A 17,117-nucleotide genomic window follows, 5' to 3' on the forward strand; every position below is an offset into this window, starting at 1 on the left:
TAACTTTCTATTTTTGCATTAATTTTACAAAAAGATTAATTTTTGCTTAACTTTAAAGGATTAAAGTATTCTTATGAATACTAAAAATCGATGAGTACATTGTTATTAATCCAATGCTCTTATCGAATAAGGAAAGACAATGGAAACCTCACACGAAACAAAGAAAAACCTACGTAAAGACAAGATAAATCGTATTATTGAAAACTATCTTAAAGAAAAATTTAGCAATTATAATCCCTTCTGGTTAAACACACCCGAAAACTATCAGCCGCTTGCCGACGCAATCGATTTTTTTTATGACCTGGATGATGAAAATCTTGCTGTCGCCGCTATTGGCAGCGAAAATCAGACAACCAGGGAAGCACATCAGTCTCATTTTGCCAAACTGGCTGCGCTGCTTGACAAGTTTGTAGTTTTTTCGAAAGACACGCCTCCCATAGCCCAGGATTTTAATGCGAAAGAGGCTCGCCTTTTGGGAATTCAGATTAAACAAAACTTGGCAAACCGTTCATTACGTGATTTGCATGCCCAAACAAACAATTTGGGAATTGCCGAAAAATTACTCACCGAAGAATTAGGACCAAGTGAATGGTTAAATGAAGTTGACTTGGAGCGAGCACTTATCAAGCTTGGGGTCAAAGACAAAGTTCATATCACCCGCTTAAATGCTGAAGACATTGGTATAATTTTGCATTTTGAACGAGAAAAGCGGGGGGCAAGCCTGGCACCCTACTCTATCCCCTTATTGATTAATTGTGGCAATAATCAAGCGTTAGGGGCCCAGGGAACACACTGGACCGAAGCCTTGATTCATGTTGATCCGGCAGCGGGTACAATTAGGGTGAATTATCGTGACTCTATGCATGCTGATGCAGGGGTTCAAGCTGTTCTAACCGATGCCGTTCATTACAATGCAACGTCTGTTGTGGGCGGTGTAATAAAAACATACACCGCATTTCCTGGCGTTACTGGAGGAAATTTAGATATCCGTATTCACTCTGATAATGCGCAACTAGATTCCTGGAGTTGCGGCTATAGGGCCTTATATAATTTGCTATACCATCCACAGTTTCCTCCCCCGGCTTTAGTCACACCCGCATGGACAGCGTTTACCACCGCAGCTTATGAATCTGCCCCCTTGCGTAATGCCCTTTATCATTTGTTACTGGGAGAGTTGCAAATCAATGAAGCGTTTTTTAGGACGATGCAACTTAATAAAAGTGCCTTTAAACCACTTGGTGAAAGCACGAGCTATGGGATAGAAAAAGATTTTACAGAACAATATATTAAATTCCTTTCTACGAAATCCGCATCCGTTGTTAGTAGTGAACAGTTTGCCAAAGAATGTGAGACAATTTTTAAAGCGTTTGCGAAATTACAATTTGCCCCAGAACCTAAAAAAATTATCGATCAATTACAAGAAAATGTAGGCAATATTCAAAAAAGTCCCCTATCCTCTGATGCCAAAATTTTTATGCTTTTTGACGCGCTTAAGACCACCTATGGTGCTTTATCAGGTGCCCGAAATGCAGAAAGTGAATTGGCCAAAATTAGTAAATTTTGCGAAGAGCAACTTGGCGTAAAATTAACGAAGGGCTCTGCCTATCATCTTAAAAAAGACGGTCTATTTTTACAGATGGCCGCACAGCTTGGCAAAAAGACAACAACAACCATCCTCCCTTCGCCGACAACTGTAGCCACAGAGCCTAAGAAAATCTCCCTCAGTACCCCTGTGGTAGGCTCACCAAAAGAACCTGCTAAAATTAGTCCTTCTATCAATAGCATAGACCCGAAAATAGATCCCACTCAACCAAAGTTACTGGCCAAACAACATTTAAACCGTGTGGGCACTATGTTTAATTCAACGCAATTTTGCTACGGCAATAAACCCAGTGGGGTGGAACCTGGATTTAGAGCCATTGATTTAGACAACACATTCTTTGAACAGCTCAAAAAATTTACCGTTCCTATAGGACTGGATAGTACCGAAGTGAGTGCCTATAAAATTTTATTGACTACCCTCACAAAAATAGAGTCAGAAATTACTGGGGGAGCAGCGTTAAAACAAAAGCAGATTGCTTTTGCAACCTTCATTAATACGATTACACCACGCCCCTATGATGCTAAAAACCCATCTCCTGTCATTGCTTCGCTTTGTGAGCAAATTAAAGAAGCGGTCAAAGAGAACAAACAATTAAGTGCTTGGCTCTATAAACTAGACTATGCCGAAAAAGGAGCTGCCAAGGAGCGCGTCAAAGCAAACAAGGAGGCACTTCGTGAATATGTAGGCACTCATTTAGCCAGAATATTCAGCGATAAAAATCAAAATCAAACTATTGTTTGGTTAAAAGGCCCTCAAGGCCCTCATGCGTTATTGGCTTGCGGTTGGAAAAACGGTCTTAGAGAACTAACTGATTTTCTTTATGGTGGAGGAGAACCAGACTACAATGGTATTTTAGTTGAAAACCCCAAGGCCTTGGTAAAACGCGGAAAGCCTATACCCGGTTTAGGCCGAAACCTGATTTTCTGTCTTGCTATTGGTGATAGAGACGGCATCGGAAAAGAGGGGCAAAATAAAGGGGTTGCGGATGGCTACTTTTATGGTTTTGACTATGGAAAACCTTATGAAGGAGATGGCGTTTGCGGAACACTTCGTGATGATTTCTCCTTTACTAATCCAGGAGCCAGTGTTCCAAGGCTATTTAGAGGCACAAGTCCTCTAGGCGTGGCACGCCATATTATGTATCGCAATTACAGTATTTTTTACGATACAGAAATGTCCGAAAGAATGATTGGCGTACATCTTTTAAAAAAAATGATAACGGGTGAAAACCCCAGCGAAGAAGTAATGAAAAGTTATCCTGGATTAAAACATGAACTATACCGCATCCAAATAAACACACCTACAGCTGAAAGTTTGTTATTTCGTTTGACCCAAATCAGAAGTCAATGCAAAGAGGGCAGTCCTTTGCAACACTTAACAGACGAACTGCTAGTTAAAACTAGCACAGGCAAATTGCAGACGTTTGATTCGTATTTCACAGCAATAAAGATAGACTTGCTTGAGGCAGCTTTAAAAACAGCCATGCCTAATGATGAATTAATGACTTATTTAAAATTACTTGATAAGTGGTCAGTCAAAGCTGCGGTAAGTAACCAACAAATTTTAAATGTTTTTGAGCAGCGTTTATCATTAACTGCAGATGAAATTAATTTCTTAGATAAATTAGAGAAAGTTGTTTCACCAACGGTTGTCATGTCTGCTGATGGGAAAGCTTTTCTTAATCAAATGCAAATTACAAAACCCGAAGAACGTATTCCTTTTCAACTAACAAAAGAGTTAAACGGTAGTTATACATTAACAACTACGAATAAAGCCGTTAGGGAACTTTTAGCAAGCAAATTTTCATTGAAGTTTTATAGCACAGAGAAGGGTTTAAGTTGTAATTTTCCACCCAAAACTCTAAAAAGTTTAATAGAAGAGGTGGAACGTCAGTATGAAGAAAAACGACAAAGCGCATTAGCGAAACCTGTTTTCCTTCTTGAAACCTTACCTAATTTAAAGTTCAGCTATAAAAATGAAACTTTACCCCAATTAAAGGCCTTGCTTACGGGTAAAACACCTCAGTCAACGGGTACCGTCGAATATTACTGGGAGGCGGAAACACATGCCCTATCCCTACGCTTAACTGTTCAAACAGAAGCTCAGGCAAAATTGGTTCAAGAAATTTTCGCATCCGCTAAATTGCCTGTTGCTAATAGCCCAATCGTTATCAACGTTCCTTTTACAAAGCTTAAAACACTCCAACAAACTATTAATACGATTAATCAAAGGGAACTCAATCCTTCAGCGGTGCCATCCAAGTCCAAATGGGAACAATTGCATGCCTCTAAACATGAAGAAGGAGCCGCTATTCTTGAGGAAAATACTCGTTCAACCGAACTAACTCAACTAAGCAGCCGTTTAATTAGCCGTTTTACAAGCATGAATGATTTAAACCCTAAAGTATTGAGCTTGCTAACCAATGCAATTCAAGAAATGTCATTGACCGAGCTATCGGAATTAATGAAATATAGCGAAAAGACATTAAGAGATAAAAATAATATTCTGCATATTATCAATGATGAACTAGACCAGATTACAGAAGTCGATGAAGGAATTGAATTACAAAGTATTGGTAGACAAAATGTAGACTCGAATCTGGATCAACCTGATCAATTTAATATTTAAGTTTATAACCTCAATTTATTGCTGGATAGACAGTGCGCTAAGAGTAATTTGTTAACGCGATAAACCTGGTGCTTGCGCATGAGGTTGACGAAAACTTTCTCGAGGAGCTTCCGAAGGATAGCCATAACCCTTGTCTGCAAGACGCTTCACCGATTGTAGATATCGCTCACCCCAAGTCCCCGGATCAAAATTAGTCACAACCACGTTATAGCTTAAATTAATAATGGACTCAAACGCCTTACGTTGCGCCAATTCGTGACCACCAAAAGCCACCTGCACTTCGGTTTCCTGACTGATGCCACCACTTTTTAACCGCTCGATCAGTAAATAGATCATTTTTTCAATGGTATAATATAGCTTACAGTTAGACATACCAACCGTATACATGTCAGGGCTTTTTGACGTAGCTAATTTAAAGCCATGGTCATGGATTGCATACACAAATTCCAATTCATTGGCGCCCTGTATGGGTTCAGGATTAATCACTAAGGGAGGATCTATCGCATGAATAGTGGGCGTAATAATAAAAAGCTCAAAATTAGACCATCTCCACCATAATTGGTAGACCTGCTCAATTAACATGACTGGGTCAGTTTCATTCTCATGTAAAATCTTACGCCCTTGTTCCGCTAACTTGGCATACTCTTCTGAGGATAATTCTGTTGTCATTGCATGTACCTGATAACACTTAATAACTCTATCTTAGCCCAAAATCACTGGTTGAGCACAGTCAAAAGACCGTTAAAAATGTAAAATAAGTGTTATTTTTTAATAGAATTGTATTGATAATAGACTACGGGCTGAATCTTACACTTAAAGCAACGGGTCTGGCAGGGTGTTTTTTCCTGGCAGGAAGCGATGACACCTTTATGAAGCCAAAGTTCCAGCATCGGTTGTAGCGAGTCCAAATCAAGTTTAAATTCACGCGCAATTTGCTGGTTACTGACGATTTGTTTTTGTTGTATAAATTCACGAATTTGCAGTAACATTTTCGCCTCCAAACGACAGCCGTCGTATTATTGCCCCCAACATAATAATGATGGCCACGATCAGTGAAACCCATAGGAAGGATTGTTGTGGATGAGAAGTATAGGTAGCTAGTTGATAAATCAAAACAGCACTTATGTAAGCAACAATAAATGACCAGGCAATAGAAAACCACATGTAGTTACGATTTGCTTCCTGACGAATTACTGCCATGGTAGAAACACAAGGGACATAAAGTAAAATAAATACCAAATAGGCATAAGCACCGGCTTTGCCATCGAAGCGGTCTACCATCATCCCATAGACAGATTGGGACATTTCACTATCAGGCGCATTGGCCACTAAAGGATTGAAAAACGCTGAACCAAGTTCACTTAAATTTTGTGGAATAGACCAAAAAGCACTTGCCAGGGAACCCCAAAAATCAAAATGGGCAGCAGAAATTTGCCCTAAATGTCCGAGTTGAGCATACAGCGAGTTTAGAGAACCGACAACCACTTCTTTGGCCAACATCCCAGTTAATAATCCTACGGTGGCCGGCCAATTATCTTGATGTAATCCCATCGGCGCAAATAAAGGGGTTAACCATTGTCCAAGAAGGGACAAGACTGACTGCGTACTGGCTTCTCCCGTACTAATCCCACCTTCAAGGGTCATTGCGTTTAAGCCACCTAGAATGACACACACAGGGATAATTAAGCGACCTGCCCGTATTACGAAATGTCTTAATCGCCATAACGTTTCTTTAAGCAAGCGCTTTAACGTGGGTCTATGGTAAGCGGGTAACTCAAGAATCAAAGGAGAGGCCTGGCCTCGTAAGGTCGTTTGTCGCAGGATAAATCCTGTCAATACAGCCATTAAAATACCCAGCAGATAAAGAGAAAACACGACGTTTTGCCCTCCTGTAGGGAAAAAAGCGGCGACAAACACAGCATAAATGGCCAGACGAGCACTACAAGACATAAAAGGACTCATCATCACCGTTAATAGCCTATCTCTTTCCGAATCTAAAGTACGGGCGGCCATAATCGCAGGCACATTACAACCAAAACCTACTATCATAGGTACAAAGGATTTTCCGGGTAACCCCAGAGAACGCATAGCCTTATCCACGACAAAAGCCGCACGTGCCATATATCCTGAAGCCTCCAGCAAAGCGAGAAAGAAAAACATTGCCGCAATAACAGGAATAAACGTCAGTGTAGTATTAACTCCTTTCCCTGCCCCATTGGCAATTAAAGCAATTAACCAATTAGGAGTATGCAGCTGCTGTAATAGCCATGCACTACCTTGAACAAAAATTGTATCCGTGGTGATGTCAAAAAAATCCTGAAAGGCACCGCCGATATTAATTGCAAACAAAAACATCAAGTACATCATGGCTAAAAATAGCGGAATGGCAAAATAGCGGTGCAGGACAAAGCGATCGAGTTTCGCCGTGAAATGCTCACTGGCATCACTTTGTCTTTTTTGCACATTTAAAACAATATCATGAACTTTCTGATATCGGGCATCCGCCAAAACAATATCTAAGTCATCCGTACTTTCAATTTTCGATAAGACGATTGATTTCTCTCTCAATAAACAGTTATCACCCTCTATTAAGCGGCGCGCATAATAGCTAACCAAGGATGGAGCAATATTTCTATCATGTAACTGTTGTTCGATTGCAGCTAAAGCATCCTCTATTTCTTGAGATAGTTTCAAGTCGAGAGGCTTCGTAGCAGGCGGCAAATGACTGATGGCTTCATGCAGTGCTCTTAAACCTATTTTTTTATGTGCCTGAATGGGCAAAACAGTACAGCCCAATTGTTTTTCTAAAAAGTGAATATCAATTTTTATACCGCGCTGAAGAGCAATATCCATCATGTTTAGCACGATAATTACAGGCTTGTTAAGCTCCAAAATTTGGCTGGTTAAATAAAGGTGACGCTCGAGGTGACAGGCATCTATCACATTAACAATCACATCAGCCTCCAGGGTAATCAAGGCATTAGCGGCAATTCGCTCATCCTGACTTGAGGTGTTGGAGGAACTTAGTGAGTAAATACCCGGTAAATCTGTAATTTGATAAGAACGATCATTAAAATGGTAAGTACCTATTTTCTGCTCTACGGTAACGCCTGGCCAATTGCCAACACGCTGATTAGCGCCTGTTAACGCATTAAATAAGGTTGTTTTTCCACAATTTGGATTACCAACGAGCAGAATATGTGTCATAGGCGCTCCCAAATCAATTCTGCCGCCTCTTCTTTACGCAATGTTAATGAGGTACCACGAACCTCCACTTGAACCGGACAACCTAAAGGCGCTACTCTAACTACTGAAAGTTCTATTCCCCGGGTTATACCCAAAGACAGTAAGCGCCTCCTGTATTGCACATCAGTAAGGCCAAAATCAATTAGGCGAACACGGTCACCTTTTACAAGCTCAGTAATACGCATACTTTTTATTTTAAAACGACTAAAGCCCAAAGTGTAACACAAATGATATCGAGAATCATTCTCATTTTAGAAAAAAAATAGTCATTTGGCAAAGTATTTATTGTCAGGTTTATTTTCGATTGATCGGATAACCCGCTTCATCCCAAGCACTAATTCCTCCTTCAAGCGTAAAAACTTCAAGGTTGGGATCAGTCTCGATAAGTTTTTCGCAAGCGCTTAAGCTTCGTTTGCCAGCCTTGCAATGGAAGACAAGCTTTTTGTTTGCAGTTTCAGGAAGCCCCTTTGTTGAAATCACATTGAGCGGCATCGAGATAGCACCCGGAATATTTTCAGCAGCATGTTCTTCTGGATCCCGAACATCAATAAGCAATGCTTCTTTTTTTTCAAGCCAAGTCTTTAAAGTAGGCGCATCAATTTTTTTTATAGTCATTTTTAATTCTCCATGTCAATAAAACCAAGCCAGCGTAATGGGAAAATCCCACCCTTTTGCTTGATGTCCAATTATGTTACAATTTGCCTCATATAAAAAACATCTAAGATAATTATGCGCAATTTTTTCAATCCATTTTCAGGAATTATAGAAACCAGAAATACCCCCCACGCACGTACGTTACGCACGTCTTTAAAAACGAAATTTAGCGACACGTTTTATGCATTCCATGGCTATCTCAATAATGTAGGCAAACCTAGTAATGTTGGACTGTTTGATTATGCCACATTATTTATCTCCACTGCTGCCTTTTTATTTTTGCAATGGTGTTTAAATAATAAAGAACACAATAGACTTGCGTGGCTTTTATTTATACCCTCTGCCGCAATTAATATTCCTATCTACGTCGCAAGACTGGCTTTTTCAGCGGTAGCTACACTTATTAGTGCACCCGTGACACTCGCAGTCCAAGGTATCGTACATTTTTTTAATAAAGACGTCCGAGAAAAAGCATTGACTATTAAGCTTACAACGCCTACAGGTTACGATCGAACTTTACAGGAATTTTTAAAACACGAAGCACTGGATCTTGAGAGTTTGGAAGCTACCTTACAACCTGTTGATGCTGAAAGAAGGTCATCTCATATTGTTTTTGCCAGGAAAACTGAGGATAAAAAAACACATCGCATTACTTATAGCCCCATAGAAGGTTACGATATTAAATTTGAGCCGCAGCAAAAACAAGCTGTAGCCGCCTTTTTCAAACTTAATATTGGTCGAATAGAAACACGGTTGGAAGCAGCGAAAGCAAAAATCAATAAGCCTGAAGAAGCCGATGAAATCTACAGTGCTTTTACAGCGCCGTGATATTTAGCTTTACAGCGCTTCAAATTAAATTTTGCACCACACGGCGTGGATGTCTTTTCAAATAATCTACCGATTGCATTTCTTGCAGGCGACTGAGCGTTCTTTTAAACGACTGGCTCATTTCGCCTTCTGTATACAGCTTCTCAATTGGAACGTCAGCTGCCATCACCACACGGATTCCCCGATCATACATCACATCAATAAAATGAATGAGCAAAATAGCATGGATGGTATCATTGGCAGTTAGCTGCGGGATGTTACTAACAAAAACCGTATCAAAACGCTTGGCGATTTCTAAATAATCAAGCTGGCTACGCGGCAAATTGCAAATAACATTAAAATCAAACCATATCGCCCTTTCGCTGCATTTTATAAATGGAATACTACGATTTTGTACTGTCACACTACCCGCTTCCTTCATTGTTGGGGATAGCGCTGCAAATTGCTCTATTAAACTTGCCTCTGTCGCTGCATTTAAGGGATACAAGTAAGCTGTGCATAATGGCTCTCTTCCCAGGCGATAATCTCTTTTTTCACCTAAAAAAAGTACTTCACAATGTGTCTTTATAAGTGCAATCGCCGGTAGAAAACGTTCTCGCCGGATGCCGTTTAAATATAAATCATCAGGTGGGGTATTGGAGGTTGCAACTAAAACAATGCCTTGGGCAAATAAGGCTTGCAATAATTCCGCAAGTATCATGGCATCGGCTACATCATAAACTAAAAACTCATCAAAACATAACAAGCGAATGGTTTTCGCAAGCTCTGCAGCGATGCGCCGTAGAGGGTCTTTTTGACCTTGTAAACAGCGTAATTGACCATCAACTTGCTGCATGAAATGATGAAAATGTATGCGTGCTTTCTGCTGTTCTGCGACCTGTTCATAAAACAAGTCCATCAAAAAAGTTTTACCCACCCCTACGGGTCCATGGAGATAGAGTCCTACCGGTTGTGGCAATTTTTGCAACCAATTGAGCCAGGAGCGTCGAGGAAGCTGTAACTCATCACATAAGCGCTGCATGGATGCTAACACCGTTCGTTGGATTGGATCATCCTCAATATCGCCTGAGGCGATAGCCTCCTCATAGCATTTTATCAATGTCATAACGCCGGTACCTGCGGACGAATCGTGTCAATGAGTTTTGCTTTAAGTTCCAGCAACTTGCCATGGAAGAAATGGCCTGTTGCGGAAAAATGAACCATAGGTATAGATGGTGTCTCATTTTTTGCAAAATTTTCCACCAACGTCATTGGCACAACATCATCTTCATCCCCCTGTATAATTACCCAGGGATAGGGGGAAGGTTGGAATTCACGATAGTTAAAATGATGCACTGGTGGTGCAATAGTAATTAATAATTCATGCTCACATTGACAAGCCGCCCGATACGCAACATAAGAACCAAATGAAAAACCTGCAAATAGAATACGGGATGCTCCTTTTTCTTGCTGCCACTGGTTTACCAGCTGCAACATATCGTTACTTTCCCCTACACCATGATCAAAAGTACCCTCTGACCCACCTACCCCGCGAAAATTAAAGCGCAGACTGGGAATACCCAGCTCTTTAAATGCTCGTGCGAGAGTCGTTACCACTTTATTATTCATGGTTCCACCCTGCAATGAATGTGGATGGCCTAAAAAAGCAATAAATGAATCTTTTATTGACGCAGGAACGGTTAATATACCTTCCAAACGGCCAGCAGCACCTGTAAAGAAAAAAGGATGTTCACCAGCACGATGCAAATTTTCGGATAACAGCATAAAATTGATATTTATTTAAAATACTAATGATAACGCATATTGCAATTTCATGCGCGTCCTTTAAGATCAACACAGCACCGACTTTTTGCGGTGACTCTTTACTTAACTTTATTTCAGGAGGACTTGATCCATGAGACAGGTACCCGTATTAATCACGCCATTCCCTATTGCTTTTCTCTCCAATTTAGGAGGATTAGCATGAAAATTCACGATTTCAAACGTAAAAAACAGCAACAATCCAAGATTAGCATGATTACTTGCTATGATTATCCTTCCGCACGCATAGTCGCTGAATCCCATATTGATTGTGTTCTCGTCGGTGATTCTGTAGCCATGGCTGTACATGGTTATGACACTACCGTTATGGCTACCATGGAAATGATGACTCTCCACACGAAAGCAGTGGCACGCGGGCTTGGACAGCAATTCCTGATTAGTGATTTACCCTTTTTAGGGCATCGTGCGTCCAAAGCGGAAACCATTCATAATGTAAGACAATTGTTGCAGGCAGGTGCGCACGCTATAAAAATTGAAGGCGCAGATGTAGACACTCGTGAAACCATTGCCTATTTGATTAACGCTGGGGTTCCCGTAATAGGCCATATCGGTTTAACGCCGCAATCCATTCATCAGCTTGGCGGTTATAAGGTTCAGGGGAAAGAAGAGGGGCAAGCGCTCGCTCTAATAGAGCAAGCAATACAGTTAGAAGCCTGTGGTTGTTTTGGCGTAGTGATTGAATGTGTCCCCCAACAATTGGCCACCACCATTACACAACGACTCAGTATTCCTACCATCGGCATAGGTGCTGGTGTTGGTACTGATGGCCAAGTTCTGGTCTGGCATGATCTTTTGGGCCTGCAAACTGAATTTAAGCCACGATTTCTAAAGCAATATGCCCAAACCAAAGAGTTAATGTTGGCAGCAATTAATAATTACGCCCAACAAGTGCAACAATTGCAGTTCCCTGCAGATGAACACGCATTTTAGAGAGTAATTAATCATTAGTAGCTATAGCTTTTTCTCTTTGATAGGGAAAAAGCTACTGTGACTTAAGGAGTACTCATGCAAATTTTTTACGATATGAAGGAATGGCTAGCCTTTCGCCGTTCACTATCCCCCCATTTATCCCTGGGTTTTGTGCCCACCATGGGAAATTTACACGCCGGCCATGCTTCTTTATTTGAAAAAAGTAAACAGGAAAATCAACATACCATTGCCAGTATTTTTGTGAATCCTACTCAATTTAACCGCACTGATGATTTTACGCATTACCCACGAACACTAGAGAATGATTTTAATCTCTTAAAAGAATTGCAAGTTGACTATTGCCTAATTCCTACTAAAAAAGCCATCTATCCTGATAACTATCGCTTTCAAATCCACGAAACCAAACTCTGTCAGTTGATGGAGGGAAAGCATCGTCCGGGACATTTTACAGGTGTTCTTACTGTTGTTATGAAACTGCTAAATCTGGCTAAGCCACATTATGCGTACTTCGGTGAAAAAGATTATCAACAATATTTATTGATTCAAGAAATGGTCGATGCCTTTTTCATGGACATTGAAATCAAGGCTTGTCCCACCATTCGGGAAAAAAGTGGCCTTGCCTTTAGCTCCCGTAATAATCGTTTGACTGCGGAGCAACGGCTGAAAGCTGAAACTTTTGCCAGCATTTTCCATCAACAAAAATCCTGTGAGTTAATCGCAGAGGAATTAAAGCAAAAAGATATTGAAGTTGAATATCTTGAAGACTATCAGGGTCGACGTTTCATTGCGGTGACAATTGGCAATATTCGGCTTATTGACAATTATTTGCTCTAAATTGAATGATTAAATAGTTCCACAAAAAGCTAGAAGATAAAATAATTGCTGAGCCTATTGCCGATGCAAGACTCTCTGCTTAATGATCCGTATAGGATGAGGAACTAATTCCAAAGATATCTGTGTCGGAGATATCATCCTCATTTTTTCCATAACCTCGGCTATTTTCTTCATTTCTAGTCGCATTAAGTGTTTCTTTTTGGGTTCGTAGCGCGGGCTCAATAAATTGTTGGACAAAGGTCGCCCTATCTATACAGACTTTGGTGTTATCATTGAAATCAAAGCGTTCAAGCTTGCCATTGGTGATAGTACACATGCCGATAATGTGGCCTGGAGGGATGTGGTTTGGCACAAGGTATTCCTGATCTGTTTTAGCATGATCACTTTGTGTCAATTCTTGGGCATTAATTGCCGAATCCGGAAGATAGATGACGTAAACGTAGCGCATGTCTTGACCGGTACTTTCTTCCGGGAATTTAAGACAAGAGGTTAGGTTATCACTCGTGGAAATAAAGATGGTGGGCTGACGACTATTAACATATTTTTCAGCATCGTCATTAAAATTTACTAACGCGGTAAATCCGACTTCAAATAAATTTTCAGATGGTTTCTTTATAACCAGCTCAGCATGAGTCCCTTCGAATTGGCGAACAGTGTTTTTTTTCGGATTTCCTGAAAAATGGCGGCTATCTCCGCGAAATAATAAATGGGGTCGAGTTTTGCTACTATTGCTGAAGGTTATTTCTGAGGCGTAGTGAGGATTTTTTTTGATGTTTTTACATTGTAAACGATTCTGGCTTTCTTCCAACGTAAAACTACCAACAACCTGTCGTCCTTCAATTGCTTGGGCAATGAGGCTGCTGTCGGGTATTTTACCCAAATGAAACTCATCTGCAGGTATACGCATGGCTTTTGGAATATCCAACGCATAAACATATTTATATTTTTTCGCTTGGGTGAGATTCAGGTGATGCCAGGTAATTAGGTAACGGCTTTGATTATTTTCTGGATTGATGTCCAGGGCACTTCCTTGCCCTTTTAAAGCCAGTTTTTTTCCTGGAGCTCGAATCCCTTGTGAAAAGACAAGTTCAGGCGGGTCGTTAGTGTATAGATAAATTAAACTTTTGCTGTTGTCCTTTATATCCAAGCTGTCCCGCAATTCTTTTTCAGCAACCCTTTGTTGAATGATTTTAGTATTGGGTAAAGATTGAACGTTGGGATTATCGCTGTATAAACCGATCAGTTGAGCACAAATTTGATCAATCAATCGGTTTTGTTCAGCCACACTTTTATTGTGCAATTCCGCCAATGGAGAAAGTATTTGATAAAAACGGTAGGTAAAGGGTTGGCGATGATCTTTAAGTTGTTGAAGTATTTTGCCAACGCTGCTATCCGAAATGCTCTCCTCGTCGGTACACTTCTTTGCTATTTGGCCGATGCTTTTTAAGAAAGGAAGATAAAAAGACGCGTTGGTAAAATAGGCATTATCTTTAGAAGCAAGCAATAAAGTTTTCTGCATTTCTTCAACATGCTTTGGCAGGTTAGAAAACCCTATACTCAAGGGCTTTTTAGTAAGCCCTTTCCAAAACACATTGGCATTTTCAGGTTTAAGAGCTAGGTTTAACAACTGGTTTAATTGATTTAATTTTACCTGGTCTAACATAGCAGCTCCTTGCCCATCGCTTTAGTTAAAGTATATACAAGGGATGGGCCTGGTGTGCGCACCGAGGCTGTCGGTCAGAGTCTTGGTAACAAGTACGAGCGATCAATGAGCTGACTTTGGAGGGACACGCTCAAGTTAATGAGGCTTTATAGTAAACGGATGGCGTGAAAGTTCAGACGTTAATACCCTCTATAGCAACCTGATCAATAAATTACAGGCGTGAAAATCCTTTTCTTAAATGAGTTGAACTAGATTCGTGCTAGATCTACAAAAAAGTTAATTATAATTAATAACCCATCTCACTATCATCCACCCGCTTTAGGGTCTGCCTTAATTTCTTGTTTTAGCTCGTCGATTATTGTCTTGGCTTTTGGATTACCAAAGAATGTATGGGTAACTTCACCTACTACCTTCTTGATCTGCTCACTTTCTTTTTTGAAATGAGTACGATGCTTGCTGGCTTCTTTTAGACCTGTTAACCACAGATCCAAGGAGGGTTGACCTTTAAAGCAAGTGTTGTAGCAAGAATTTGCAGTCCATTGTGTGGCCCTTCCCCAAAAGCCAGCGGCCTCCCTTTCTTTCTTAGGCATAAATGCTGCTGAAGCCACTTCTACTGCTTTATGGGAAAACTGAAATTCGGGAACTTCCTTTCCAACTAATACCAGAGCCGTCCATAGATAACGTAACTCTTCAGGATTAGGTCCTCGCAACGTCAAAGGGTTTGCTTCACTGGGTGGTTCTACAAATTCTGCCAAAAACTGCGTTGCCACGGCCAACGAATATTTCACACGGGCAGCAATAACGGCTGGATCATGATTGTCACCCTGAGGAAATTTGCTGACGGTGATAGTGATCTGAGGACGATATCCTTTAAGGGATCTTTTATCCAACCGGTTGTCTAAACTTTTTGCACGCTCTTCAATAAAATAACCACATAAGGGATCATCCGGATTAACGACATGCTCACGAAAATATCCATGTTTTACTGCTTCTATTACACTATAGCGTGAGCTACCTAAATTTCCTGATAAAACAGTTGCCTCAGCTTCTGAGTCGGCTTCATAATCATTTTCAAAGTGAGCGGCTTTTTCACTCTGCGCAAAATCATGATAATCCGTTGCGAAATCTAAAAATTTCAATGCATATTTCTCATCTTGCGCGTAACGGAGAGTTTTTCGAATACCCTGTCTTAGCAGAGGATTGGAGGCTGTTGGATCACCGTTTAACAGTTTGTATAAAGGCTCATAAAGATCGAGTTCTTTTTGTACGCGTTGTAAGTAGCGAGTGAGTAGTGCGCGACGATCTTCAATTTCCAATCTCTGAGGGGAATTCTCAGGTAACCGCTGCATTTGCTCCATTGAAGGCAAACTATTCAATTGATGTTTTAGTTCAATACTTAGCGGTTTTAAATAGTCAACAATAACATCGCAACCTTCTGCTAACCTCTCATAATGCGGTGCCAAGTCACGGGCATTTTTCTTAAGTGATGCCTGAAAAGCAGGACTAAACCAATGGAGCGGAGAAACTCTTACCAAATAATCCAACTCTTTTCTGGTGCCACTATCGAGTGTGGCGATTTTATTAAGGTTGGTGTGAATACCTCTTAATTTTTCCCTATTTTCACCTAAAACAATTTTATAGTTATTACCTAACAATTTCTTTTTATTTTCAGAACGTAACTCTTGTAATTCAGTCAATCGATTTTCAGCCGTATCGGCAATCAGCTCAAAATCGTCTGCATTTAAAGCACGTAGGTACTTTAATTTTAAGCCTGCCTTTGCCAGATCTTCATTACTCTCGGCTTCGCTAATAGTAATTAATAACGCGTCATCGAAACTGTTTGCAAGTTGTGCGTTTAAAGCAGTGATTGCTCTTCTTCGAGCTACTTCGCGAGGATTCTCTATAATGGGTAGTAATTCTACTAAATCAGTTTCGCGAGGATGAACCTCCTCTTCTGCAAGCGCTACTTCTCGACGGTGTTCTTCAAGTTCATTTTCCCGTGCTTCAAGTTGCATTTCACGCTGTTCAAGTAAACTCTCTCTCGTGTTAAGTTGGTTTGCGCGCTCTTCAAGTTGGTGTTCACGTGCATCAAGTTGACTTTGACGTTCTTTCGTTTCTCGACGTAATTTCTCCATTTCCTCTTGAAGCCGTTTGGATTCCAATCGCATTGCCGCTACTTCTTTTAATGCCTCTTCAGCAATTTTTTCAGCCTCTTTTTGTTTTTTCTCAGATTCTAATGATTTGCGTTGCTCTTCTTCTAATTGTTTTTGAACGGCATCAACCTTCTCTGTTGCGGTAGATAATTTAGTTTCTAGATCTATTTTTTCTTTACTGTGTTTAACATTCAGTTGTTCTAACTGCTTTTCTAATGCACTTGAGCGACGCTCTGCTTCTTCAAACGATTTTTGTGTCGTTGATAAACTTTGTTGTAAATCGGAAACCGTTTCTTGTTGTTTCTTCAATTCAGAGGATAAAGAATCTAACGCTTCCGCCTTACTTTGCAGTGCTTCGGTTAGGCGTTGGATTTCATCAACTAATTCGGTGTTCTTTAATTCCTGACCCTCTGCCGAGGCCTTGGCACTGGACAATTCTTCAGTTAATGCTTCGTTGCTTCGTTTAAGTACTTGGAACTGTTCTTGCAACTCTTTCAGCGAAGCTAAGTTTGAGGCCAGCGTTTGCTCTGCTACTTCTAATTTCGACCTAACTTCCTCTGTGTCTTTCATCGCCTCTTTTAGCGATTGATTCAACTTGTTTAACACCTCTTCATGGCGCTTTTGTGTCTGCTCTAATTCTTCACGCACCACGCGGACTTGCTCATCCCCTGACTCTCCTGCCTTCTTCAGCTCCGCCTCAAGCCTGCTGACTTCATCGGCGTGGGACTCGTTCACCCGTTTGATCTCAGCTTCTAAA

13 protein-coding genes are annotated in these 17,117 nt (G+C 40.7%); 4 read left to right on the top strand and 9 right to left on the bottom strand.

What is annotated here, in order from left to right; translation table 11 throughout:
* Positions 1 to 139 precede the first annotated feature (139 nt).
* Complete coding sequence (locus tag Ljam_RS08145; RefSeq protein WP_058449553.1) at positions 140 to 4,231, top strand: hypothetical protein; 4,092 nt, start codon at positions 140 to 142, stop codon at positions 4,229 to 4,231.
* A gap of 51 nt (positions 4,232 to 4,282) precedes the next feature.
* Here Ljam_RS08145 and Ljam_RS08150 read toward each other — a convergent pair whose 3' ends face one another.
* The 5 genes from Ljam_RS08150 to Ljam_RS08170 form a co-directional block, all read right to left on the bottom strand.
* Positions 4,283 to 4,900, bottom strand: coding sequence for a hypothetical protein (locus Ljam_RS08150; protein ID WP_058449554.1), 618 nt, complete (start codon positions 4,898 to 4,900; stop codon positions 4,283 to 4,285).
* A 92-nt stretch (positions 4,901 to 4,992) separates the two neighbouring features.
* Complete coding sequence (locus tag Ljam_RS08155) at positions 4,993 to 5,220, bottom strand: FeoC-like transcriptional regulator (RefSeq protein WP_058449555.1); 228 nt, start codon at positions 5,218 to 5,220, stop codon at positions 4,993 to 4,995.
* Positions 5,201 to 7,438, bottom strand: coding sequence for a Fe(2+) transporter permease subunit FeoB (gene feoB / locus Ljam_RS08160; protein ID WP_058449556.1), 2,238 nt, complete (start codon positions 7,436 to 7,438; stop codon positions 5,201 to 5,203). Before feoB ends, Ljam_RS08155 begins: the two co-directional genes overlap by 20 nt.
* Positions 7,435 to 7,662 carry a FeoA family protein gene (locus tag Ljam_RS08165; protein ID WP_058450765.1) on the bottom strand — a complete coding sequence of 76 codons (228 nt, stop codon included), beginning with the start codon at positions 7,660 to 7,662 and terminating at the stop codon, positions 7,435 to 7,437. The genes feoB and Ljam_RS08165 overlap by 4 nt, the downstream gene beginning before the upstream one ends.
* A gap of 109 nt (positions 7,663 to 7,771) precedes the next feature.
* The gene (locus tag Ljam_RS08170) at positions 7,772 to 8,092 is read right to left on the bottom strand and encodes a rhodanese-like domain-containing protein (RefSeq protein WP_058449557.1); all 321 of its coding nucleotides are present in this window, start codon (positions 8,090 to 8,092) and stop codon (positions 7,772 to 7,774) included.
* 114 nt (positions 8,093 to 8,206) lie between these two features.
* On the opposite strand from Ljam_RS08170, the gene Ljam_RS08175 reads away from it, so the two are divergent.
* Positions 8,207 to 8,959, top strand: a complete 753-nt coding sequence (locus Ljam_RS08175) for a hypothetical protein (protein WP_058449558.1) — start codon at positions 8,207 to 8,209, stop codon at positions 8,957 to 8,959.
* A gap of 19 nt (positions 8,960 to 8,978) precedes the next feature.
* Here Ljam_RS08175 and zapE read toward each other — a convergent pair whose 3' ends face one another.
* Entirely contained in the window at positions 8,979 to 10,064 is a 1,086-nt protein-coding gene (gene zapE, locus Ljam_RS08180; protein WP_058449559.1) for a cell division protein ZapE, read from the bottom strand.
* Positions 10,061 to 10,723: an alpha/beta hydrolase gene (locus Ljam_RS08185; protein WP_058449560.1), complete on the bottom strand. Its 663-nt coding sequence runs from the start codon at positions 10,721 to 10,723 to the stop codon at positions 10,061 to 10,063. The genes zapE and Ljam_RS08185 overlap by 4 nt, the downstream gene beginning before the upstream one ends.
* A 198-nt stretch (positions 10,724 to 10,921) precedes the next feature.
* Here Ljam_RS08185 and panB point away from each other — a divergent pair, with 198 nt between their 5' ends.
* Both panB and panC read left to right on the top strand, forming a co-directional pair.
* Positions 10,922 to 11,710: a 3-methyl-2-oxobutanoate hydroxymethyltransferase gene (gene panB, locus Ljam_RS08190; RefSeq protein WP_058449561.1), complete on the top strand. Its 789-nt coding sequence runs from the start codon at positions 10,922 to 10,924 to the stop codon at positions 11,708 to 11,710.
* 75 nt (positions 11,711 to 11,785) lie between these two features.
* Positions 11,786 to 12,544, top strand: a complete 759-nt coding sequence (gene panC, locus Ljam_RS08195; protein WP_058449562.1) for a pantoate--beta-alanine ligase — start codon at positions 11,786 to 11,788, stop codon at positions 12,542 to 12,544.
* Positions 12,545 to 12,623: 79 nt separating this feature from the next.
* On the opposite strand, the gene Ljam_RS08200 is transcribed toward panC, so the two are convergent.
* Both Ljam_RS08200 and Ljam_RS08205 read right to left on the bottom strand, forming a co-directional pair.
* The gene (locus tag Ljam_RS08200) at positions 12,624 to 14,207 is read right to left on the bottom strand and encodes a hypothetical protein (RefSeq protein WP_058449563.1); all 1,584 of its coding nucleotides are present in this window, start codon (positions 14,205 to 14,207) and stop codon (positions 12,624 to 12,626) included.
* Between the two features lie 305 nt (positions 14,208 to 14,512).
* Positions 14,513 to 17,117: coiled-coil domain-containing protein (locus Ljam_RS08205; protein ID WP_238583710.1), on the bottom strand; the 2,605-nt coding region annotated here is incomplete at its 5' end.

Source organism: Legionella jamestowniensis (assembly GCF_001467745.1).
In the GTDB taxonomy this organism is placed as follows: Bacteria; Pseudomonadota; Gammaproteobacteria; order Legionellales; family Legionellaceae; genus Tatlockia; species Tatlockia jamestowniensis.